Raw genomic sequence first — 23,185 nt, 5'->3', positions numbered from 1 at the left:
GCCATCAACAGGCACGCCAATTCAGAACCATAGTCGGTTCCTGGCAAGTTGCGCGGCGGCGTAGTCCTTACACCGCTGGTCGAGGGTGAATCACCGCACGCAGGCGCTCCTCTTCAAGAAACTTCATGATGATCGGCGCCACGGCTTCGGCGCGGGTGATCAGGAACAAGTGGCCATCATCGATGATGTGCAACTGTGCGTTGGGAATGCGCCAGGCGAGCATGCGCATATTGATCAGCGGGATCAGCGGGTCGTCGTCGCCGGCCAGCACCAGCGTCGGCTGGCGGATCTTGTGCAGCCAGTGAATGCTGGTCCAGCCAAGGCCCGCAAACAGCTGCCAGTAGTAACCGAGCTTGCCCGCCGAGCGCACCTTGCTGGCGTGTTCGGCGGCCAGTTTGGAGTCGCGGCGGAACGAGCCGCCATAAATCATCGGTGCAATACGCACCACGTGGGACGGTTGGATATAGCGCCTGGGGCTTGCCATCAGCCATAGCACCTTGGGTTTGCCCGGCACCATAAAGGCCCCGGCTGCCGTCGCCGCCAGGATCAGTTTTTTGCAGCGCTCGGGGTAATCATAGGCAAACTGCTGCGCCAACGCGCCGCCCCAGGACACACCCACCGCATTCACCTGGCCATAGTCCAGGTAATCGAGCATGCGTGCGGTGAGCTTGGCCAAGCCGGGAAAACGATAGGGCACGCTGGGTGTGGAAGACCCCCCCACACCTGGCACATCGAAGGCGATCACTTCCAGGTCCGGGTCCAGCGCCTGGACGAACGGAAACACCAGCTCAAGGTTGGCGCCGATGCCGTTGAAGATCAGCAGCGGCGTCAAGTGAGGCTTGCCCGGGCGTACCGCCGTACGGATGGTCTGGCCATCCAGGTCGATGGTACGGAAGATGAACGGTTGCGGCATGCTCAAGCCCTGTGAAGTGGCGCTATTTGTCTGGGAAAACTCGGTTCCTGTGGGAGCTGGCTTGCCTGCGATAGCAATCTTTCAGTTAGCTCATCATCTAGCTGGCCCACCGCTATCGCAGGCAAGCCAGCTCCCACATTGATCGCATTTCTACCGCAAAATCTGCTTATCGTTCGTGCACATAAGTACCCGGTGCCGCCTCAGCTGCGGCATAGGCTTTGTTACCCAGGCTTGTAGGTGCTTTCTTCAGTTTGCCCGCCCGCTCGGCCTGCCACGCCTGCCAATGCAGCCACCATGAGTCAGTATGCTTGGTGGCATTCTCCTGCCACTCCAGCGGCTTGCCCGCCAACCCATCGCTGGTCTGGTAACGCGCCTTGGGGTTGCCTGGCGGGTTGAGGATGCTCTGGATATGCCCGCTGCTGGACAACACAAACTCCACTTTGCCACCAAACAGCTGCGCCGATTTGTAGCACGACTGCCACGGCGTGATGTGGTCGTTGGTGCCGGCCAGGGAATAGATATCGGCGGTCACCTGCTTGAGGTCGATCGGCGTGCCGCACACCTCCAGGGCATTGGCGCGTACCAGCGGGTTGTTCTTGAACAGCTCAATCAAATCGCCATGGAAGGCGGCCGGCAAACGTGTGGTGTCGTTGTTCCAGAACAGGATGTCGAACACCGGCGGCTCGTTGCCGAGCAGGTAGTTATTGACCCAGTAGTTCCAGATCAGGTCGTTGGGGCGCATCCAGGCGAAGACCTTGGCCATGTCGCGGCCCTCCAGCACACCGGCCTGGTAAGAATGGCGCTTGGCGGCTTCCAGGGTCTGTTCGTCGACAAACAGCGCCACCTGGGTGTCCAGGGTGGTGTCCAGCACACTCACCAGCAAGGTCAGGGCGTTGACCTTCTTCTCGCCCAGCGCCGCGTAGTGGCCCAGCAGGGCGGTGCAGGTGATGCCGCCCGAGCAGGCGCCGAGCATGTTCACGTCTTTGCTGCCGGTAATCGCCGTGACCACATCGACCGCTTCCTTGAGCGCCTCGATATAGGTCGACAGGCCCCACTCGCGCTGCGCCTTGGTCGGGTTGCGCCAACTGACGATAAACGTCTGCTGGCCATTGCGCAGGCAGAAGCGCGCCAGGCTCTTCTCCGGGCTCAGGTCGAATACATAGAATTTGTTGATCTGCGGCGGCACCACCAGCAGTGGGCGTTCGTGCACCTGCTCGGTGATGGGCTTGTACTGGATCAGCTCCAGCACGTCATTGCGAAACACCACGGCGCCTTCAGTGGTGCCCAGGGTCTTGCCGACTTCGAAGGCGCCCATGTTGACTTGGCTGGGCATGCCGCCGTTGTGCACCATGTCTTTGGCCAAGTGTGACAGGCCATCAAGCAGGCTTTTGCCGCCGGTTTCAAAGAAGCGTTTGACCGCCGCCGGGTTGGCCGCGCTGTTGGTGGGGGCCATGGCTTCGGTCATCAGGTTGATCACGAAGTGGCCGCGGCTGATGTCCTGTTCCGACAGGTTACTGTCGCCGATCCAGTCGTGCAGTTCCTTGCGCCACGCCAGGTAAGTTTGCAGGTAACGCTTATAGAGCGGGTTCTGGCTCCACGCCGGGTCGTTGAAGCGACGGTCGTCGCCTTCGGGGGCCAGTGCGGATTTGCCGAACATCACGTTCTTCAATTCCACGCCAAAATGCGCGACGTGTTTGACGCTGTGCAACGGTTGCTTGATGGCTTGGGTCAGTACCATCTTCGCTGAGGCCAATAAATCCTTTTTGCGTAACGCGATGATCGGGTTCAGCCCCAGGGTGTTTTCCGAGGCCTGGCGTTTCAAGTCATCGTTATTCTTGTTACTCATCTACGACGCTCCATTGTCCGAAAGACGAGTACCGGCGATTGCTGCGCACCCAATTTCGATACACGACACCAGCCTGGTACTGCGACTCGGGTGACCGTTGATACCGCATCGTCAAATGCAGGGAACTTGCCAGTTCCATTGGTTACCCGAGTTTAATTTTTTTCGCAAGCGGGCCAATCGTTGACCACGCGACAGGGCATTCAAGCAGATGAAATTAGAAAATGCCCTCTAAAGAGCGAGACGCCTGAGTTAGAGCATCAGCCGCACGACCGATTCGCTCGGGTCGCGGGTTTTGCCGGCGGCTTTAAGCTCAGCCAGATAATCGGCCCACAACGCATCCTGGCGCACGGCCAACTGGTAGAGGTAGTCCCAGGTGAACAGTCCGCTGTCATGGCCGTCGTCGAAGGTCAATTTCAGTGCATATTGGCCGGCTGGTTCTATCTTGATCAGCCGCACGTTGAGCTTGCCGAACTGCAGGATGGGTTTGCCGTGGCCCTGGACCTCGGCGGAAGGCGAGTGGGTGCGTAGCAGCTCAGCGGGGAGCTGGTAGACCTCGCTCGGCCCGTAGGTAAGGCCGAGGGTGTTGGAGGTTTTGTGCAAATTTACAGCGGTGGGGAATTTGGTCATTGGAGAACCGCCCAGAGATAGTCCTGAGAACCGGCTTAAAACTGTAGGAGCTGGCTTGTGTGGGAGCCGGGCTTGCCCGCGATGCAGACACCTCGGTGTTTCAGAAACACTGAGGTGATGCTATCGCAGGCAAGCCAGCCCCCACACAAGTCCGGCTCCGACACAAGCCGTTTTCTGTGAGGCTTACAGGATATAACGAGACAGATCTTCGTTCTGCGCCAATTCGCCCAGGTGGCTGTTGACGTACTCAGCGTCAATCTTGATCGCTTCGCCATTCTGCAAACCGGCCATGTCACCAGCACTGAAGGACACTTCCTCCAGCAGACGCTCAAGCAGGGTGTGCAGGCGACGGGCACCGATGTTTTCGGTCTTCTCGTTGACCTGCCAGGCAATCTCCGCCAGGCGCTTGATGCCGTCCGGCTGGAATTCGATGCCCAAACCTTCGGTTTTCAGCAGTTCGCGGTATTGCTCGGTGAGCGAAGCATGCGGCTCGCTGAGGATACGTTCGAAGTCGCCGGGGGTCAGCGCCTTGAGTTCCACGCGAATCGGCAGACGGCCTTGCAGCTCCGGCACCAGGTCGCTGGGCTTGCTCAGGTGGAACGCGCCGGAGGCGATAAACAGGATGTGGTCGGTCTTGACCATGCCCAGCTTGGTGTTCACCGTGCAGCCTTCGATCAGCGGCAACAGGTCGCGCTGTACGCCTTCGCGGGACACATCGACGCCGCCGGAGTTGCCGCGCTTGGCCACCTTGTCGATCTCGTCGATAAACACGATACCGTGCTGCTCGACCGCTTCCAGGGCTTTGGCCTTGAGCTCTTCCTCATTCACCAGGCGCCCGGCTTCTTCGTCGCGCACCAGCTTCAGCGCGTCCTTCACCTTGAGCTTGCGGCTTTTCTTCTTGCCCTTGCCCATGTTGGCGAACAGGTTCTGCAACTGGCTGGTCATTTCTTCCATGCCAGGCGGTGCGGAGATGTCGACGCCGGACACTTCGGCCACTTCGATCTCGATTTCCTTGTCGTCCAGCTGGCCTTCACGCAGGCGCTTGCGGAACAGCTGGCGGGTGTTGGAATCCGAGCTTGGCGCGGCGTCTTCGTTAAAGCCCATGCGTGCCGGTGGCAGCAGGGCATCGAGAATGCGTTCTTCGGCGGCGTCTTCGGCGCGGTGGCTGACCTTGGTCACTTCCTGTTCGCGCAGCATTTTCAGGGCGGCGTCGGCCAGGTCACGAATGATCGACTCGACGTCACGGCCTACATAGCCCACTTCGGTGAACTTGGTGGCCTCGACCTTGATGAACGGAGCATTGGCCAGTTTGGCCAGGCGTCGGGCGATTTCGGTTTTACCCACGCCTGTCGGCCCGATCATCAGGATGTTCTTGGGCGTTACTTCAACACGCAGTTCTTCGGGCAGTTGCATCCGGCGCCAGCGGTTACGCAGCGCAATGGCAACGGCGCGCTTGGCATCGTCCTGGCCGATGATATGGCGATTAAGTTCATGGACGATTTCGCGGGGAGTCATGGACATAGTGTTTGGCGGCCTCAAGCGGAATAAGCCTACGGCTTACTCGGCGAGGTCCTGCTCCTCAATGGTGAAGTTGTGGTTAGTGAACACGCAGATATCGCCGGCGATACCCAGGGCGGTCTCGACGATTTCGCGGGCCGACAGGTCGGTTTTCTTCAGCAGGGCGCTGGCTGCCGCCTGGGCGTAGCCGCCGCCGGAACCCATGGCGATCAGGCCGTGCTCGGGTTCAACCACATCGCCGTTACCGGTGATGATCAAGGATGCGTCTTTGTTGGCGACCGCCAACATGGCTTCCAGGCGGCTGAGGGAACGGTCGGTGCGCCATTCTTTGGCGAGTTCGACAGCGGCGCGAACGAGGTGGCCCTGGTGTTTTTCCAGCTGGCCTTCGAAGCGTTCGAAGAGGGTGAAAGCGTCGGCAGTGGCGCCAGCGAAACCGGCGAGAACCTGGCCGTGGTACAGGCGACGCACTTTCTTGGCGTTGCCTTTCATCACGGTGTTGCCCAGGGAAACCTGGCCGTCGCCGCCCATGACGACTTTGCCGTGGCGACGTACTGAAACGATGGTGGTCAAGGGGAGAGTCTCCACGCAGCGGGGCGAAAATGCCCTGATGGAATCTCATATGGGGGTGGCGGGGGGGATTTCAACCGTAGGACGTGTGTGCGGACGAGTGGTGTTTGCTGGTCTGACACCTTCCAGAGAGCACCGCAAAACCAACTGTGGGAGCTGGCTTGCCTGCGATAGCGGTGTGTCAGCCACTGAAAATATGGACTGTTACATCGCTATCGCAGGCAAGCCAGCTCCCACATTTTGATCAGCGTTGAGCCGGAATCAACGGCTCTGGCGTTGTTGTAACAACAGATTGCTAAAGCCTGCACCCGCCAGTTGCTTCTGCGCCACGGTCAGCTGTTCACGGTTGCTGAACGGCCCGACCAATACGCGATACCAGGTCGCATCCTTCACGGTGCCGGACTCCACTGTTACCGACTGGCCCAGCAGGATGATCTGCGCACGCACACGATCCGCATCCGCCTGTTTCGGGAACGAGCCCGCTTGCAGGAAGAACTTGGTCACCGGCGCCGCCTTGGTGGTCGCCACCGGTGGCGGTGGCGGCGGAGTGATCCCGGCCAACGCGGCTTGAGCGCGTGCGGTGTCGATTTTCGCGGCTTCCGCTGGTGTCACCGGCGTGGTCGGCACTTGTGGCGTCGGCAGGGTTTTCTCCGGCACGGCGTCAGGTGGCACGATCACTTCCGATTCCGGCAACAGCGTGTAGAAGTCGTATTTCGGCTTCACGGGTGCGGTCGGGCTTGGCGCTGTTTTATTGGCCTCGGCCATTTTCGTGGCCTTCTGCTGTTCTTGCTTGACCCGTTTGACGTCATCACCCTTGCCGGGCTCCAGCTTCATCAGGATCACCACAAACGCGCCGACCGCCAGGCCGATAGCCATCCACAGCCAGCCCGGGATTGGCTTCTTCGCCGGTGCCTGATAGCGGCTGGCGCCGCGCTTGGGTGCAGGTTTTTTCTTGGCAGCCAACTTACATACGCTCCAGGGTTTCCAGGCCTAACAGTTCCAGGCCTTGCTTGAGGGTCCGTCCAGCCAGTGCGGCGAGGCGCAGGCGACTTTGCTTTTGGGCTTCGTCGTCTGCCGTAAGGATCGGGCAGTTCTCATAGAAGCTGGAGAACAGACCGGCGACTTCGTACAAATACGTGCAGAGGATATGCGGCGTGCCTTTTTCACCGACGCTGTTGAGCACTTCGCCGAACTGCGCCAGCTTGGCCGCCAGGTCCTGTTCATGCGGGGCATCCAGCACGATTTGGCCTTCAACCTCGCTGAAATCCTTGCCCAGCTTGCGGAACACGCCGGCCACACGGGTGTAAGCGTACAGCAGGTACGGCGCGGTGTTGCCTTCGAAGTTGAGCATCAGTTCGAAGTTGAAGCTGTAGTCGCTGGTGCGGTGCTTGGACAGGTCGGCGTACTTCACCGCACCAATACCTACCACGCGGGCGATATTGCGCAGGTCGGCTTCGGCCAACTCCGGGTTCTTTTCCTTCACCAGGTTGTAGGCACGGTCCTGGGCTTCGTTGAGCAGGTCGATCAGCTTCACGGTGCCGCCGTCGCGGGTCTTGAACGGGCGGCCATCGGCGCCGTTCATGGTGCCAAAACCCATGTGTTCCATGTGCATCGGGTGGGTGACGAAGCCTGCGCGGCGCGCCACTTCGAACACTTGCTGGAAGTGCAAGGCCTGGCGCTGGTCGACAAAATACAGCGCGCGGTCGGCCTTGAGCACGCCGCTGCGGTAGCGCACGGCTGCCAGGTCAGTGGTGGCGTACAGGTAGCCGCCGTCGGCCTTGACGATGATCACCGGCAGCGGCTCGCCGTCGGCGGTCTTGAATTCTTCGAGGAACACGCACTGCGCGCCGTTGCTCTCAACCAACAGGCCGGCAGCCTTGAGGTCGTTGACCACGTTGATCAGGTCGTCGTTGTATGCGCTTTCGCCCATCACGTCGGCCATGGTCAGCTTCACGTTGAGCAGCTCGTAGATTTCCTGGCAGTGCGACAGCGAAATCTCACGGAAACGGCCCCACAGCGCCAGGCAATCTTCATCGCCGGCTTGCAGCTTGACCACCAGGCCACGGGCGCGGTCGGCGAACTCTTCGGATTCGTCGAAGCGCTTTTTGGCGGCGCGGTAGAAGTTTTCCAGGTCGGCCAGCTCGTTGCTGGTGATCGGGTTTTCCTGCAGGTAGGCCATCAGCATGCCGAACTGGGTGCCCCAGTCGCCCACGTGGTTCTGACGGATCACGTCGTCACCCAGGAACTCCAGCACCCGCGCCACGCCGTCACCAATGATGGTCGAGCGCAGGTGGCCCACGTGCATCTCTTTGGCCAGGTTGGGTGCCGACAGGTCAATCACCACACGCTCCAGGGGGCCGGCCTTGCGCACGCCAATGTTGGCGTCGGCCAGGGCCGCGTCCAGGCGCGAAGCCAGGGCCTGGGTGTTCTGGAAGAAGTTGATAAAGCCTGGGCCGGCGATTTCGGCCTTGGTCACACTCTCGTCGGTCGGCAGCGCGGCGATGATTTTCTCCGCCAGGTCACGCGGTTTCATGCCGGCAGGCTTGGACAGCATCATCGCAATGTTGCTGGCAAAGTCGCCATGGGTCTTGTCGCGAGTGTTTTCCACCTGGATCGCCGGCGACAGGCCTTCAGGCAACACACCTTCGTTGACGAGTTGGGTGAGGGCTTGTTGGATCAGCTGGCGAATGGTGTCTTTCATGGTGTTCTCTTTCGACCGCAAGCGGCGGTGCGCGATGCGCAGGTGGAAAAACTCGGCATTATCCGTGGCGAGGGCGGGCTTGCCAACCGTTCAGACAGGTTGATGGACCTGCGGACCTCATCGCGGGCAAGCCCGCTCCCACATTTAAAGGGGTTCATATTTCAAAATGTGGGAGCTGGCTTGCCTGCGATAGCGATTTCGCAATCAATACAGGTCTACCGGATCCACATCCAACGACCATCGCACTTGGCGGGCGCTGGGCATTTGCTCCAGGGCAAGCATCCAGCTATTTAATAGTCGATGCAGCGGTGCACGGGACGTTGCCTGCAAGAGTAGCTGAGCGCGATATCGCCCGGCGCGCCGCTCCATCGGCGCGGGGACTGGGCCGAGCAATTCGATGCCGGCCAGACTCAACTCACCGAGCAAACGTTCGGCGGCGCTGCATGCCTCGTCGAGAAAATTTTCGGCCTGCCCTGGCTTGTGCGCTTCGGCGCGCAACAGTGCCAGGTGTGCAAACGGCGGCAGGCCGGCGGAGCGGCGTTCGCTCAGGGCCTGTTCGGCGAAAGCGAAGTAGCCCTGTTCTGTCAGTTGAATCAGCAAGGGGTGGTCGGCCAGATGCGTCTGGATAATCACCTTGCCCGGCTCTTCGGCGCGCCCGGCACGGCCTGCCACCTGCACGATCAGTTGCGCCATGCGTTCGCTGGCGCGGAAGTCGCCGGAGAACAAACCACCGTCGGCGTCCAGGATCGACACCAGCGTTACCCGTGGGAAGTGGTGCCCTTTGGCGAGCATCTGTGTGCCGATCAGGATGCACGGCTGGCCTTTCTGAATGGTCGCGAACAGCTGGTTCATCGCGTCTTTGCGCGAGGTGCTGTCGCGGTCGACGCGCAGCACCGGGTAATCCGGAAACAGAATGCCCAGGCGCTCCTCGGCACGCTCGGTGCCCGCACCCACGGGGCGCAAATCCACTTTGCCGCATTGTGGGCAGTGGCGCGGCACGCGCTCCACATGGCCGCAGTGGTGGCAGCGCAGCTCGCCGTGGCGCTGGTGTACGGTCATGCGCGCATCGCAGCGTTCGCACTCGGACATCCAGCCGCAGTCGTGGCACAGCAGCGTCGGCGCAAAGCCCCTACGGTTAAGAAACACCAGGACTTGCTGGCCGGCGGCGAGGGTTTGGCCGATGGCTTGCTGCATCGGCCCGGAAATGCCGCTGTCCAGTGGGCGGCTTTTTACATCCAGGCGCAGAAACCGTGGTTGCTTGGCGCCGCCTGCGCGCTCGTTGAGACGCAGCAGGCCATAACGGCCGGTGTAGGCGTTGTGCAGGCTTTCCAGGGACGGTGTAGCCGAGCCGAGCACAATCGGGATGTCTTCCTGGCGCGCGCGTACCAGCGCCAGGTCGCGGGCGTGGTAGCGCAGGCCTTCCTGCTGTTTATAGGAGCCGTCGTGCTCCTCGTCGATGATGATCAGCCCGGGGTTTTTCATCGGCGTGAACAGTGCCGAGCGGGTGCCGATAATAATGTCGGCCTCGCCGTCCCGCGCCGCCAGCCAGGCTTCCAGGCGCTCGCGGTCGTTGACCGCCGAATGCACCAGCGCGATGCGCGCGTTAAAACGTTGCTCGAAACGCGCCAGGGTTTGCGGGCCGAGGTTGATCTCCGGGATCAACACCAGTGCCTGCTTGCCGGCTTGCAGGGTTTCGCGGATCAGTTGCAAATACACTTCGGTCTTGCCGCTGCCGGTGACGCCGGCGAGCAGGAAGGCATGGAAGCTGTCGAAACCGGCGCGAATGGCTTCATAGGCGGCGCGTTGCTCGGGGTTCAGCGGCAACTCCGGTTGAGCCAGCCAGTGGTCATGGCGCGGGTCCGGCGCGTGCTTGCGGATTTCCACCTGCACCAAGCCCTTTGCCAGCAGCAAGTCGAGGCTGTCTTTGCTCAGCATCAGTTTGCTTAACAACTGGTGGGCTACGCCATGGGGGTGTTGGGCCAGGGTCGCGAGGGCTTCGCGTTGGCGTGGCGCGCGGGCGATGCGTGGGTCATCCAGGCGCGCGCCGGGCACCATCGACCAGAAACGCTCCTGGCGTGCTTCAGCCAGTTCGCCCTGGCGCAGCAGCACCGGCAGTGCCCAGCTCAGGGTATCGCCGAGGCTGTGCTGGTAATACTGTGCGGTCCACAGGCATAACTTAAACAGCGCGGGCGGCAGCGGCGGTGTAGCGTCGAGGATGGCCAGGGCCGGCTTGAGCTTTTCGGCGGGGACTTCGCTGTGGTCGGCCACCTCGATCAGGATGCCGATCATCTCGCGACGGCCAAACGGCACGCGCACGCGCATGCCCGGCTGCAACTGCGCCCGCAACACGCCGGCCGGGGCTCGGTAGTCGAACAGGCGGCGCAGGGGCGAGGGCAGGGCTAGGCGCAAAATGGCGTCGGGCACGCGGGGAGTCTCATATAAAGGCAGGCAGTGGCGCAGGGGCGGGAGCCTAGCAGACCTGCGGTGGGGGTGTCCTGTCTTGCGGCACTTCTGTGGGTGCCGGGCTTGTTGTGGCGAGCAGCAGGCTTGCCCAGCGCAGGGCAAGCCTGCTCGCCACAAAAAAGTGCGTCCTTGCAGATGGGCGGTGGTGTGTTGGGTTTTTCTGATGAAAGGGGCTTTTATGTAGGCAAAGCACGGGAGGCGCCGCTTGCGCGTTTAAAAAGGTCTGGTAGAATCCGCGGCCTAATTACGTGCGGTATTCGACAATAGTGTCGAGTGGCGGCACGCTAGCCCGAGGAAGTCACCATGAAAGCCGATATCCATCCAGCGTACGAAACTATCGAAGTAACCTGCAGCTGCGGCAACAAGTTCGAAACGCGTTCGAACCTGTGCAAGCCACTGGGTACTGACGTATGCAACGAGTGCCACCCGTTCTACACCGGTAAGCAGAAAACTCTGGACACCGGCGGCCGTGTACAGCGCTTCGCAGATCGCTTTGGTGCTTTCGGCAAGAAGCCTGCTGCTGCAGAGTAAGGCTCAAAAGCCCCCAGGGTTTTTGCAAGCTGTTGAAAAAGGCGCCCCTTGTGGGCGCCTTTTTTGTGCCTGCGATTTGACCGTGCTGCACTCAAAGCGATTTTAATAAAATAATTGTAGACATTTTTTATCGCAATTGTGAACAGTTAAGCCCTTGTATCCCGTGGCTCTTGGCCGAAAGTCGTAGTGCGCGGCCCTTGACGGCAGTGACTGACCAGTCTTGTGGGGACTTTCTCACACGCGTATCCTCGGCGGTCCGTCGACCAACAGTAAAAGCGGAATGCCGATATGTCTGATTTGAAAACTGCCGCTCTCGAATATCACGCCCATCCTCGTCCAGGAAAGCTGAGTGTAGAGCTCACCAAAGCCACTGCCACTGCCCGCGACTTGTCGCTGGCCTACAGCCCTGGCGTTGCCGAGCCCGTACGTGAAATCGCCCGCGACCCTGAACTGGCGTACAAGTACACCGGCAAAGGCAACCTGGTTGCAGTGATTTCCGATGGCACCGCGATTCTCGGCCTGGGCAACCTCGGCCCATTGGCTTCCAAGCCAGTCATGGAAGGTAAGGGCGTGCTGTTCAAGCGCTTTGCCGGCATCGACGTTTTCGACATCGAAGTCGATTCCGAAAGCCCGCAAGCTTTCATCGACACTGTAAAGCGCATCTCCATCACTTTCGGTGGCATCAACCTGGAAGACATCAAGGCACCTGAGTGCTTCGAGATCGAAAAGGCCCTGATCGAACAGTGCGACATTCCGGTATTCCACGATGACCAGCACGGCACCGCGATCGTTACTGCGGCCGGCATGATCAACGCCCTGGAAATCGCTGGCAAAACCCTGGCTGACGCCCAGATCGTCTGCCTGGGCGCTGGTGCTGCGGCCATCTCCTGCATGAAGTTGCTGGTGAGCATGGGCGCCAAGCTGGAAAACATCTTCATGGTCGACAGCAAGGGCGTTGTTCAGTCCGAGCGTACCGACCTGAACCAGTACAAGGCGATGTTTGCCCACGCTACCGACAAGCGCACCCTGGCTGACGCCCTCGACGGTGCCGACGTGTTCGTTGGCCTGTCCGGCCCGAACCTGCTGAGCGCCGAAGGCCTGAAGTCCATGGCGGCCAACCCGATCGTGTTCGCCTGCTCCAACCCGGACCCGGAGATCTCGCCTGAGCTGGCCCACGCCACTCGCAACGACGTGATCATGGCCACCGGCCGTTCGGACTACCCGAACCAGGTCAACAACGTGCTGGGCTTCCCGTTCATCTTCCGTGGTGCCCTGGACGTTCGCGCCAAGCGCATCAACGAAGAGATGAAAGTGGCTGCCGCCAACGCCCTGCGTGAACTGGCCAAGCTGCCGGTACCTCAGGACGTGTGCGATGCCTACGGTGGTGCCCCACTGGCATTCGGTCGTGAGTACATCATCCCGAAACCAATGGATAAGCGCCTGATCACCCTGATCTCGGATGCCGTGGCCAAAGCCGCGATCGAGACCGGTGTGGCTACCCTGCCGTATCCGAAGCACTACCCGCTGAAAAGCGTGGATGATGTGTTCAACGGCTAAGCCGTTGTAGCGCACCAACAAAAAGCCCCGGCTCTTGCGAGTCGGGGCTTTTTTGTAGCTGGCTGAATGCGATCTTCCGGCGCCAGTTAAACCCTGTGGGAGCCGGGCTTGCCCGCGATGGCGGTGTATCAGGGGATGAATCAGTGGCTGATACACCGCCATCGCAGCATAGGTTACACAGCCGGTTAGCACGAAGTCTGTGGCAGGTGGGCTGTTGTGGCGAGCAGGCTTGTCGAATCGTCGCACCGCCGGCGTTGGGCTGCGAAGCGGCCCCAGTAAAGGCACTGCAATTTTCCTGAAAGTACTCAGTGTCAGGGTTTGGGGCCGCTTCGCGGCCCAACGCAGGACAAGCCTGCTCGCCACAGGAGAAAGTGGCGGCCTTCAAAAGTTGTGTAGATGCCTATGGCCATCGCAGGCAAGCCAGCTCCCACAGTGGAGCTGGGTCGGCCATTGATCTCATCAGAACAAATCGATCGGCGCCGCCTAATCCGCCGGCAGCGGGCTGCCCGGTGTAAAGCGTGGATGATGTGTTCAACGGCTAAGCCGTTGTAGCGCACCAACAAAAAGCCCCGGCTCTTGCGAGTCGGGGCTTTTTTTGTGGCTGATGAATACGGTCTTCAGGCGCCAGGTAAACCCTGTGGGAGCCGGGCTTGCCCGCGATGGCGGTGTATCAGGGGGTGAATCAGTGGCTGATCCACCGCCATCGCAGGCAAGCCAGCTCCCACAGTGGAGCTGTGTCACATTAGAAGAGATCGATCGGCGCCGCCTCATCCGCCGGCAGCGGGCTGCCCGGTGCAACGCCGTTGCCCAGCTCGTTGACCGACGGCGGTGTGTCTTCGCTCTTGAACAGCTCGAAGTACGCATTCGGCGTGCTGGGTGATGCCGCGCGGCCACTGACCGGGTCGATCCGCAGGCTGAGGATGCCTTCCGGCTCAGCCTGGGTATGCAGCGGCTTGTCTTTCAAGGCTGCGCCCATGTAACTCATCCAGATCGGCAGCGCGACGGTGCCGCCAAACTCGCGGCGGCCCAGGCTTTCCGGTTGGTCGTAGCCGGTCCACACAGTGGTCACGTAGTCGGCGTTGTAGCCGGAGAACCAGGCATCCTTGGACTCGTTGGTGGTACCGGTCTTGCCGGCGATATCCGCGCGACCCAAGGCCAGGGCGCGGCGGCCGGTGCCTTTCTTGATCACGTCTTCCAGAATGCTGTTGAGGATGTAGGTGGTACGACCATCCACCACACGCTCGGCCACTGCTGGTGCCTGTGGCTCGGCGGGCACGGCGGCATTGGCGGCCGGTGCTGCGCCTGGCGTCGGCTCAATGGTGATGCCGCCGTTGTTCGGTGCTGCAATGCCATCGGGTGCAGCCACACCGTTTACCACGTCGCCCGGCACGCGTGGCGGGTTGGCGGTGAACAGCGTGTCGCCATTGCGGCTTTCGATCTTGTCGATCAGGTACGGCGTGATCTTGTAGCCGCCGTTGGCAAAGGTGCTCCAGCCGGTAGCAATTTCCATCGGCGTGAGGGTCGCGGTGCCCAGCGCCAGGGACAGGTTCGGTGGCAGGTCCGACTTGGCGAAACCGAAACGCGTCATGTAGTCGATGGTCTTGCCCACGCCCATCGCCTGCAGCAGGCGGATCGATACCAGGTTACGCGACTTGTACAGCGCCTCGCGGATGCGGATTGGGCCGAGGAAGGTGTTGGTGTCGTTCTTCGGGCGCCAGACCTTGTCCAGGTACTCGTCGACAAACACGATCGGTGCGTCGTTGACCAGGCTGGCGGCGGTGTAGCCGTTATCCAGCGCGGCGCTGTAGACGAACGGCTTGAAGCTCGAGCCCGGCTGGCGCTTGGCCTGGGTGGCGCGGTTGTAGTTGCTCTGCTCGAAGGCAAAGCCGCCGACCAGCGCACGGATTGCACCGTTCTGCGGGTCCAGGGACACCAGTGCGCCTTGGGCCACAGGCACTTGGCTGAATTTAAGGCTGTCGTCTTTCTGGCGTTGCACGCGGATCAAGTCACCGACCTGCGCCACGTCCGACGGCTGCTTGGGCATCGGGCCCATGCTGTTGGTGTTCAGGAACGGGCGTGCCCATTTCATGCTGTCCCACGACACATGGCCTTCGCCGCTGCGGGTGAGCACTTGCACGCCATCCTTCTTCACCTGGGTGACGATGGCTGGCTCCAGGCCACTGATCGGGCGCTGTTTACCCAGCTCGGTGGTCCAGGCGCTCAGGGTCTTGCCCGGCAGGCGCGATTCGGGGCCACGGTAGCCATGGCGCTGGTCGTAGGTCACCAAACCGTCGCGTACTGAGTTATTGGCGATTTCCTGCAGGTTGCTTGGAATGGTCGTGGTCACGCGGAAGCCTTCGGTGTAGGCCTCGCTGCCATAACGGCCGACCATCTCGGCACGTGCCATTTCAGCGATATACGGCGCATTTACTTCCGGAGTCGGCACGTGGTAGCTGGCGTTCAGCGGCTCGGCCACGGCGCTCTCATAGGCGGCCTGGTCGATTTTGCCCAGCTTGTACATGCGCCCCAGGATCCAGTCGCGACGCTCCTTGCTGCGCGCCGGGTTGGCCAGCGGGTTGAAGCGCGACGGCGCCTTGGGCAGGCCGGCGATCATTGCCATCTGCGCCAGGCTGGCATCACGAATCGACTTGCCGTAGTACACCTGCGAAGCGGCTTCGATCCCGTAGGCGCGATTGCCCAGGTAGATCTTGTTGACGTACAGCTCAAGGATTTCGTCCTTGGTCAGCTGACGTTCGATCTGCAGCGCCAACAGAATTTCGGTGGCCTTGCGCGAAAAACTGCGCTCGCTGGTGAGGAAAAAGTTCTTCGCCACCTGCATGGTGATGGTGCTGCCGCCGGATTGAATGTGTCCGCTTTTTACCAGCTGGGTGGCTGCGCGCACCAGGCTGCCTGGGTCGACGCCGTAGTGGTTGGCGAAATTATCGTCTTCAGCCGAGAGCAGGGCGTTGATGAAATTGGGTGGAATGTCGGCGAAACGGATCGGTGTGCGGCGCATTTCGCCGAACTCCGCGATCAGTTTTTCATCGCTGCTGTAGACCCGCAAAGGAATCTGCAACTGGATACTTCTGAGTGCCTCTACTGAGGGCAAACCCGGACTAAGGTAGAGGTAGGCCCCGCTGAGTACGAGCAGCAGCCCGCAGACGATCGCGACAATGGAGTACCCGAAAAACTTCAGCAGACGAATCAAGGCTTTTGGATTTCCAGAGAAAAGAATGAGTTACGCGTCGGGGCATGCATGGCAAACGATGGATCGACCCGAGCAGCAGGAAAAAGCGGGAAAAAACGCTGGGCATTAAAGCATTTTCGGCCTGGGGCGTCATTCGTGGCGGCCAAACAAGTCGACCGAATGCACGATTCCCAGCGGCAATCAGGCGGTATGACAGGCAAAGTTTTAGGGAGTTTTATGAGAAAGGGATTTTTCAGGCGCAAAGCCGACACCCTGCTGGGCGTCGACATCAATGACACCGGAATCAAGCTGATTGAACTGGACCACACCGCCGGCGCCTACAGCGTCAAGGCATACGTCGCGCAGGGGCTGCCCGCCAATGCGGTCGTCGATGGCACGTTGTTGGACCTTGAAGGGGTGGGGCAGGCACTGCAGCAGGCATTGTCCCGGTTGCACTCGTCCGTCCGGCAGGCGGCAGTGGCGGTATCGGGGCCATCGGTCATCACGCGGGTGATCGACATGGAGGCGGGGCTCAGTGACGAAGAGATGGCCTGGATGATCCAGATGGAAGCCGACCAGTACATCCCTTACCCACTGGATGACGTCGCCATCGATTTTCAGGTGCGCGGCCCTTTAGCTAAGGACTCGGCGCGGGTCGAGGTGGTCCTGGCTGCGTGCCTGAAGGAGCAGGTCGAGGCCCGCGCAGCTGTTTTGGCCCTGGCCGGGCTGGTTGCGAGGGTGGTGGATGTCGAAGGGTTTGCATTGGAGCGCGCTTGCCGTCAGGATTTCGCCAGCTTCATGCCGGGCCATCGAGTCGATGGCGCACAATGGGCCGTGGATGCCCACGGGATGGGAATTGCTTGCGGGCTGGCCCTGAGGAGTTTCGCTGGATGACACGAATCAATCTTTTGCCCTGGCGCCAGGCGCAGGCAGAACGGCGGCGCAAATACTTCCTGATATTTCTGCTGGGGTTCGCCGGTGTGGCACTCGCGGCGGTGTGGCTGGCGAACCAGGTCATCGATCAGGCGATCGACCGGCAAGTGACACGCAACAGCCACCTCAACAAAGACGTCGCCATCCAGGACTCGCGCCTCAAGACCATCGATGACTTGCAGGAGCAGAGCCAGCAATTGGCCGCGCGAATGAAGGTCGTACAGGACCTGCACGAATCTCGCTCGGCCGGCGCCCAGCTATTGGACCAACTCGCCCGTGCCGTGCCCGATGGGGTGCACCTGCATGAGGTGGTTGCCAAGGGCAATACGGTGAGTGTCAGTGGCAGTGCCGAGTCCAGCCAGGATATCGCTCAACTGATGCGCCGCCTCGAGGCCTCTGAAGGTGCCCACGCAACCCGACTGCAGCACGTGCGTGCGCAAGGCCAAGGCGGAGGCAACGAATTCCAGTTGATGGTGCGTCAAGGGGAATCCACCGAGGCCCAGCCTTGAGCCTGCCCAGGCTCGACTTTTCCACGCTTTCTCACAACGCTGCCAAATGGCCCCTACCGGCCAAGCTTCTGCTCGGCTGCGCGCTGGGGGGATTGGTGTGGGTGGTGGGCGATGGATGGCTGCTGGCTCCGGCACGTGAACAGTTGCAAGGGTTGCAAGCGCAGACGCTGATGTTGCAACAGCAACTTACGCAAAAGACCGGCCTGGCCGCCGATCTTGAGGCGCGCGCCCATCAGGCCCGGGGAGCCCAGGCGCAGGTTGCCGGGCTGTTACGGCAGCTGCCCGGCGAATCCGACATGCCGGGCTTGCTCGAAGACATCGCGCGGCTGGCGGCGGCCAACGGTTTGGTGGTCGAAGGTGTCACGGTGCTGGGTGAACAGGCGCAGCCGTTCTACATCGAGGAACCGGTACAAGTCGGTGTGTTTGGCGCCTACCACGACCTGGCGAGCTTCGTGAGTGCCCTGGGTGGTTTGCCGCGGATCGTCACTGTGCATGATGTGGTGCTTCGGTCTGAAGGGGCGTTGTTGCGCCTTGATTTGCTGGCCAAGACTTATCGTGGCATGGGTGCGCCTGGCCAGCCTGAACCGGTAGCCGAGCAGGGCGCGCGTTTTGTCTACGACGGGGCAACCCTGCGTGACCCGTTCCAGCCGCCTGCGGCGCAGGTCGACCACATGCCGGGCCAACCCGCTCTTGCGCCGGACCTGGCGCGCAAGCGCGGCACGCTGGAAGGCCTGGCCGTCGACCAGTTCGAAATGGTCGGCACGCTTTCAATCAATGCGGTGTCGGTCGAAGAACTGCCCCATGGCCTGCAAACCTTCGCCCTGCTGCGCACATCTTCTGGCGTGCACCGGCTGGCGGTCGGCGACTACCTGGGGCCTAACCATGGCCGGGTCACGGCCATTCATTCCGGCCACATCGAACTGGTCGAACTGTTCCCGGACGAACAGGGCGCATGGCTTGCGCGTTCGCGAACCCTGGTTTTAAACGTCAACTCATAACGGAATCAAACAATGAAAAGGACTTTCTCGTCCTTCGGTGTGGCGCTATGGATAGCGTTCACGGCACCGATGGCATTTGCTGTGCCCAATCGCGTCGATCTGATCCAGCTGCCGCCTCCTGGCAGCGTGGTTCCCAGTGGCGCCTACAACGGCGACACGCTGACCCTCAACTTCCAGAACATCGAATTGCGCGCCGTGTTGCAGCAAATTGCGGATGTGGCCGGGCTTAATCTGGTGGCCAGTGATGAAGTGCAAGGCTCGATCACTTTGCGGCTCAAGGATGTGCCCTGGGACCAGGCGCTGGATCTGGTGCTGCAAACCAAAGGCTTGGATAAGCGCGTGAAGGCCGGCGTTTTGCTGGTGGCACCCGCCGAAGAATTGGCGGCCCGCGAGCTGCTGGCGCTGGAGTCGCGCAAGCAGATGGAAGAGCTGGCGCCCTTGCGGCGCGAGCTGTTGCAGGTCAATTACGCCAAGGCGGCGGACCTGGCCAAGTTGTTCCAGTCGGTGACAGGCGTTGACGGTTTTACCGATGAGCGCGGCTCGGTGGCGGTGGATGATCGCACCAATAACATCATCGCCTACCAGACCCGCGAGCAAATTGACGAGCTGCGGCGCATCGTGGCGCAGCTGGATGTACCGGTACGCCAAGTGATGATCGAGGCGCGGATTGTCGAGGCTAATGTCGATTACGACAAAAGCCTGGGCGTGCGCTGGGGCGGGCGGCTCAATCGCGGCAACTGGGGCGCGGGCGGTATCAGCAAACCGTTGGCCGAGGGTGCGGAGCCACCGGAGAATCCGCCCAGCTCGCCGTTTGTCGATATGGGCTCGCTGGCCGGTACGTCTGGCTTGGGCATCGCTTTTATTACCGACAACCTGTTGCTCGACCTGGAACTGACGGCCATGGAAAAAACCGGCAACGGCGAAATCGTCTCACAGCCCAAGGTGGTCACTTCCGACAAGGAAACTGCGCGCATCCTCAAGGGCACCGAGATCCCTTACCAGGAATCCAGCTCGCGTGGCGCCACCTCGGTGTCGTTCAAGGAGGCCTCACTGTCGTTGGAGGTGACCCCGCAAATCACCCCGGATGGCTGGGTGATCATGGAGGTCAAGGTCACCAAGGATGAGCCGGACTACCTGAACAAGCTCAACGACGTACCGCCGATCAAGAAAAACGAAGTCAACGCCAAGGTGCGGGTCAAGGATGGCGAGACCATCGTCATTGGCGGGGTTTTCTCCAATACGCAAAGCAAAGTGGTAGATAAAGTGCCATTTTTGGGCGATGTACCGTATCTTGGCCGCCTTTTCCGGCGCGATGTGCTGGCGGAGAAAAAATCCGAGCTGCTGGTATTCCTGACTCCGCGTATTATGAATAACCAGGCGATTGCTGTGAGTCGTTGATTCTGTGCGAAATTTGATTCTTGTAGGACCGATGGGGGCTGGAAAAAGCACCATCGGCCGTTTGCTGGCCAAAGAGCTGCGCCTGCCGTTCAAAGATTCCGACAAGGAAATTGAATTGCGCACGGGTGCCAATATCCCATGGATCTTCGATAAGGAAGGCGAACTGGGCTTTCGCGACCGCGAGCAGGCGATGATTGCCGAGCTGTGCGGCTGCGATGGCGTGGTATTGGCCACCGGCGGCGGTGCAGTGATGCGCGATGAAAACCGCCGGGCTCTGCATGCCGGTGGTCGCGTGGTTTATTTGCATGCATCGGTCGAGCAGCAGGTGGGGCGTACCGCGCGCGATCGCAACCGCCCATTGCTGCGTACCGCAGACCCGGCAAAAACCTTGCGGGACCTGCTCACGCTGCGCGATCCGCTGTATCGGGAAATCGCCGATCTGGTGGTCGAAACCGATGAGCGGCCGCCTCGAATGGTGGTCCTCGACATTCTTGAGCGTTTGCAGCAGTTGCCACCCCGTTAAAGCCAGGCCCGAAATGCGCTATTCTCGGCGGCGCGCCATCCTCCTCCGGAGTATGGCGCAGAGCCATCAGGCGACGAAAATCCGAGCGTTGCCGATCGTACTTATTTCTTCACGCGGGGACACATGCAGACACTTAAGGTCGATCTAGGCGAGCGCAGCTACCCAATCCATATTGGCGAAGGTTTGTTGGACCTGCCCGAGTTGCTCGCACCGCATATTGCCGGTCGGCAAGTGGCGATCATCTCCAATGAAACGGTCGCGCCGCTGTATCTTGAGCGTCTGAGCCGCAGCCTTGCGGCCTACTCGGTGATTTCGGTGATCCTGCCCGATGGCGAGGCTCACAAGAACTGGGAAACCCTGCAACTGATCTTTGACGGCCTGCTGACTGCACGGCATGACCGACGTACCACGGTGGTCGCCCTGGGCGGCGGCGTGATCGGCGACATGGCCGGCTTTGCCGCAGCGTGCTACCAGCGCGGCGTGGACTTTATCCAGGTGCCGACCACCTTGTTGTCCCAGGTCGATTCGTCGGTGGGCGGCAAGACCGGCATCAACCACCCGCTGGGCAAGAACATGGTGGGTGCGTTCTACCAACCACAAGCCGTGCTGATCGACACCGCGACCCTCAACACCTTGCCGCCGCGCGAGCTGTCGGCCGGTCTGGCGGAGGTCATCAAGTACGGGCTGATTTGTGACGAGCCGTTCCTGACCTGGCTCGAAGAACACATGGACGCCCTGCGTGCCCTGGACCAGGTGGCACTGACCGAAGCGATTTCCCGTTCATGCGCCGCCAAGGCGCTGGTGGTGAATGCCGACGAACGGGAGTCCGGTGTGCGCGCCACCCTGAACCTGGGCCACACCTTCGGCCATGCGATCGAAACGCACATGGGCTATGGTGTGTGGTTGCACGGGGAAGCCGTGGCGGCTGGCACAGTAATGGCACTGGAAATGTCGCAACGCCTGGGCTGGATCAGCGCCCAGGAGCGTGATCGCGGCATCCATCTGTTCCAGCGCGCCGGCTTGCCGGTTATTCCGCCGGAAGAGATGACCGAGGCGGATTTCCTCGAACATATGGCAATCGACAAGAAAGTGATCGACGGTCGCCTGCGACTGGTGCTGCTGCGCCACATGGGTGAAGCGGTAGTGACCGACGATTATCCGAAAGAGATTTTACAGGCCACGCTGGGAGCGGATTACCGCGCCCTGGCCCAGCTTAAAGGTTAATAAGATCCCGATGACTAGTTTGCATGCCGACGAGGCGTTCCTCGGCCACTACCAGTTAAGCCACGACCCTTTTGCTCCACGGGTGCCTGGCTTCAAATTTTTCCCTGCCCAGCGCAAGCCGGTGCTCGGTCAGTTGCACCACCTGGCGCGCTACAGCCAACTGTTGCTGGTTGTGACCGGCCCGTTGGGCAGTGGCAAGACCCTGCTGCGCCAGGCGCTGGTCGCCAGCACCAACAAGCAATCGGTACAGAGCGTGGTGGTATCGGCCCGTGGTGCCGGTGATGCAGCCGGCGTACTGCGCCAGGTTGCCCAGGCGCTGAACGTTGCCAATGCCGAGCCGAACGCGATCCTCAAGCAGGTTGTGCAGTTGGGCCTCACCGGCCAGGAAGTCTACTTGCTGGTGGACGATGCCGAGCAGCTCGACGAATCCGCCCTGGAAGCGCTGCTGGCGCTGGCGGCGGGTACGCCGGAAGGGCGCCCGCATGTGTTCCTGTTTGGTGAGTCGTCCTTGATCGCCGATCTGGAGCAGATCAGCGGTGAGCAGGAGCTGTTTCACGTCATCGAATTGCAGCCGTACGAAGAGGAAGAAACCCGCGAATACCTGGCTCAACGCCTCGAAGGCGCCGGTGCCGGTATCGAACTTTTCACGGCAAATCAGATCTCTGATATTCACGAAAGCGCAGGCGGCTGGCCTGGCACCATCAACCAGGTTGCCCGCGATGCCTTGATCGAAGCCATGATTGCCAGCCGCTCTGCGGTTAAGCGTCCAAAGATGGGGTTTACTATGCCTAAGAAGCACGTATTGGCGATTTCTGCCGTGGTCGTGGTCGCTGTCGCTGCTGCCTGGTTGATCCCGGGTCGCAGCAAGGCACCCGCCACCGCCGGCGCGCCAACCGAACAGGCGCAGTTGCCACTGGGCAAGCCCACGCCAAATGTCGAATTCGCCAACTCCGGCCAACCGACCAACCTGCCGATGGTCGGCCAGCCAGTCATGCGCGGCCCGCTCGCTGAAGCCGCCGGTGGTATCTCCGAAGGTGACGACGGTGTGCCGGTGGAAGGCTCCAGCGCCACGCCGCCAACCGTAACCACCACCGCACCGCCTGCCGGCGTTCCGGCTGGCCCGGCAGCCGCTCCAGTTGCCAAGCCGACGCCAGCGCCGACCGTTGCCACTGCCAAGCCTGCCCCGGTTGCCAAGCCTGTCGCGCCTGCGCCAGTGGCCAAGCCGGCACCGGCCGCCAAGCCTGCTGAAAAACCTGCCGCTGTTGCCAAGGCCGCTGCGCCTGCCGCCGCCGGCAGCAGCTGGTACACCAGCCAGCCAACCGGTAATTTCGTCGTGCAGATCCTGGGCACCAGCTCCGAAGCCAACGCCCAGGCGTTTGTGAAAGAGCAGGGCGGCCAGTACCGTTATTTCAAGAAAGTGCTCAACGGCAAGCCTCTCTACGTGATCACCTACGGCAGCTTCCCAAGCCGTGCAGCAGCTGATTCCGCTATCAAAGCCTTGCCAGCGAAGGTTCAGGCTGGTAAACCTTGGCCTCGCACTGTTGCCAGCGTTCAACAAGAACTCGCAACAACTCGCTGAAGATTCGGCGGCCTTACCCAGGCCGCCTCTCCCGGCACCTCAAAATTAAAACCGCAAGTGCGTGCTGCCCTCAAGGCCGCGCGCCTTGCGGTGTCTGCGTCACAGTAGCTT

At 61.1% G+C, this 23,185-nt stretch carries 18 protein-coding genes; 9 read left to right on the top strand and 9 right to left on the bottom strand.

Annotated features, from left to right (window positions below; all coding sequences use genetic code 11):
- Nucleotides 1–67 precede the first annotated feature (67 nt).
- From phaZ to ACQY47_RS12625, 8 genes are all read right to left on the bottom strand, one after another.
- Nucleotides 68–913: a poly(3-hydroxyalkanoate) depolymerase gene (gene phaZ, locus ACQY47_RS12660; RefSeq protein ID WP_017138580.1), complete on the bottom strand. Its 846-nt coding sequence runs from the start codon at nt 911–913 to the stop codon at nt 68–70.
- 166 nt (nt 914–1,079) lie between these two features.
- Nucleotides 1,080–2,759, bottom strand: a complete 1,680-nt coding sequence (gene phaC / locus ACQY47_RS12655; protein WP_099549478.1) for a class II poly(R)-hydroxyalkanoic acid synthase — start codon at nt 2,757–2,759, stop codon at nt 1,080–1,082.
- A 249-nt stretch (nt 2,760–3,008) separates the two neighbouring features.
- On the bottom strand, nt 3,009–3,386 hold the full coding sequence (locus tag ACQY47_RS12650) for a gamma-butyrobetaine hydroxylase-like domain-containing protein (protein ID WP_017138579.1): 378 nt from the start codon (nt 3,384–3,386) through the stop codon (nt 3,009–3,011).
- A 183-nt stretch (nt 3,387–3,569) separates the two neighbouring features.
- Nucleotides 3,570–4,907, bottom strand: a complete 1,338-nt coding sequence (hslU, locus tag ACQY47_RS12645; protein ID WP_138817210.1) for an ATP-dependent protease ATPase subunit HslU — start codon at nt 4,905–4,907, stop codon at nt 3,570–3,572.
- 36 nt (nt 4,908–4,943) lie between these two features.
- Nucleotides 4,944–5,474 carry an ATP-dependent protease subunit HslV gene (gene hslV / locus ACQY47_RS12640; RefSeq protein ID WP_010563201.1) on the bottom strand — a complete coding sequence of 177 codons (531 nt, stop codon included), beginning with the start codon at nt 5,472–5,474 and terminating at the stop codon, nt 4,944–4,946.
- A gap of 258 nt (nt 5,475–5,732) precedes the next feature.
- Nucleotides 5,733–6,434 carry an SPOR domain-containing protein gene (locus ACQY47_RS12635; protein WP_056860622.1) on the bottom strand — a complete coding sequence of 234 codons (702 nt, stop codon included), beginning with the start codon at nt 6,432–6,434 and terminating at the stop codon, nt 5,733–5,735.
- 1 nt (nt 6,435) lies between these two features.
- The gene (gene argS, locus ACQY47_RS12630) at nt 6,436–8,172 is read right to left on the bottom strand and encodes an arginine--tRNA ligase (protein WP_428557192.1); all 1,737 of its coding nucleotides are present in this window, start codon (nt 8,170–8,172) and stop codon (nt 6,436–6,438) included.
- A 204-nt stretch (nt 8,173–8,376) separates the two neighbouring features.
- On the bottom strand, nt 8,377–10,596 hold the full coding sequence (locus ACQY47_RS12625) for a primosomal protein N' (RefSeq protein WP_138452622.1): 2,220 nt from the start codon (nt 10,594–10,596) through the stop codon (nt 8,377–8,379).
- A 342-nt stretch (nt 10,597–10,938) separates the two neighbouring features.
- On the opposite strand from ACQY47_RS12625, the gene rpmE reads away from it, so the two are divergent.
- Nucleotides 10,939–11,166 carry a 50S ribosomal protein L31 gene (gene rpmE, locus ACQY47_RS12620; protein WP_017138574.1) on the top strand — a complete coding sequence of 76 codons (228 nt, stop codon included), beginning with the start codon at nt 10,939–10,941 and terminating at the stop codon, nt 11,164–11,166.
- A 288-nt stretch (nt 11,167–11,454) separates the two neighbouring features.
- Nucleotides 11,455–12,723 (top strand): malic enzyme-like NAD(P)-binding protein, encoded by a 1,269-nt coding sequence (locus ACQY47_RS12615; protein WP_099548044.1) that lies wholly within the window; start codon nt 11,455–11,457, stop codon nt 12,721–12,723.
- Nucleotides 12,724–13,465: 742 nt separating this feature from the next.
- Here the strand turns inward: ACQY47_RS12615 and ACQY47_RS12610 are convergent.
- Nucleotides 13,466–15,928 carry a penicillin-binding protein 1A gene (locus ACQY47_RS12610; RefSeq protein WP_407073963.1) on the bottom strand — a complete coding sequence of 821 codons (2,463 nt, stop codon included), beginning with the start codon at nt 15,926–15,928 and terminating at the stop codon, nt 13,466–13,468.
- 219 nt (nt 15,929–16,147) lie between these two features.
- On the opposite strand from ACQY47_RS12610, the gene pilM reads away from it, so the two are divergent.
- From pilM to ACQY47_RS12575, 7 genes are all read left to right on the top strand, one after another.
- Nucleotides 16,148–16,804 (top strand): type IV pilus biogenesis protein PilM, encoded by a 657-nt coding sequence (gene pilM, locus ACQY47_RS12605; protein WP_138450206.1) that lies wholly within the window; start codon nt 16,148–16,150, stop codon nt 16,802–16,804.
- Nucleotides 16,801–17,352, top strand: coding sequence for a PilN domain-containing protein (locus ACQY47_RS12600; protein WP_017138570.1), 552 nt, complete (start codon nt 16,801–16,803; stop codon nt 17,350–17,352). The genes pilM and ACQY47_RS12600 overlap by 4 nt, the downstream gene beginning before the upstream one ends.
- Nucleotides 17,349–18,350, top strand: a complete 1,002-nt coding sequence (locus ACQY47_RS12595) for a pilus assembly protein PilP (RefSeq protein WP_428557191.1) — start codon at nt 17,349–17,351, stop codon at nt 18,348–18,350. Before ACQY47_RS12600 ends, ACQY47_RS12595 begins: the two co-directional genes overlap by 4 nt.
- Before the next feature lie 69 nt (nt 18,351–18,419).
- Entirely contained in the window at nt 18,420–19,748 is a 1,329-nt protein-coding gene (locus tag ACQY47_RS12590; protein ID WP_017138568.1) for a type IV pilus secretin PilQ, read from the top strand.
- Between the two features lie 4 nt (nt 19,749–19,752).
- A complete protein-coding gene (gene aroK, locus ACQY47_RS12585) occupies nt 19,753–20,271 on the top strand; it encodes a shikimate kinase AroK (protein ID WP_017138567.1) in 519 nt (172 codons plus the stop codon).
- A gap of 123 nt (nt 20,272–20,394) precedes the next feature.
- Nucleotides 20,395–21,495 (top strand): 3-dehydroquinate synthase, encoded by a 1,101-nt coding sequence (aroB, locus tag ACQY47_RS12580; protein ID WP_017138566.1) that lies wholly within the window; start codon nt 20,395–20,397, stop codon nt 21,493–21,495.
- A gap of 10 nt (nt 21,496–21,505) precedes the next feature.
- Nucleotides 21,506–23,074, top strand: coding sequence for an AAA family ATPase (locus ACQY47_RS12575; RefSeq protein WP_138450213.1), 1,569 nt, complete (start codon nt 21,506–21,508; stop codon nt 23,072–23,074).
- Nucleotides 23,075–23,185: the final 111 nt, after the last annotated feature.

Source organism: Pseudomonas edaphica, from assembly GCF_965277385.1.
Classification (GTDB): domain Bacteria; phylum Pseudomonadota; class Gammaproteobacteria; order Pseudomonadales; family Pseudomonadaceae; genus Aquipseudomonas; species Aquipseudomonas edaphica.
Note: the sequence above shows the minus strand (reverse complement) of the source record. Positions and strands in the feature narration are given on the sequence as shown.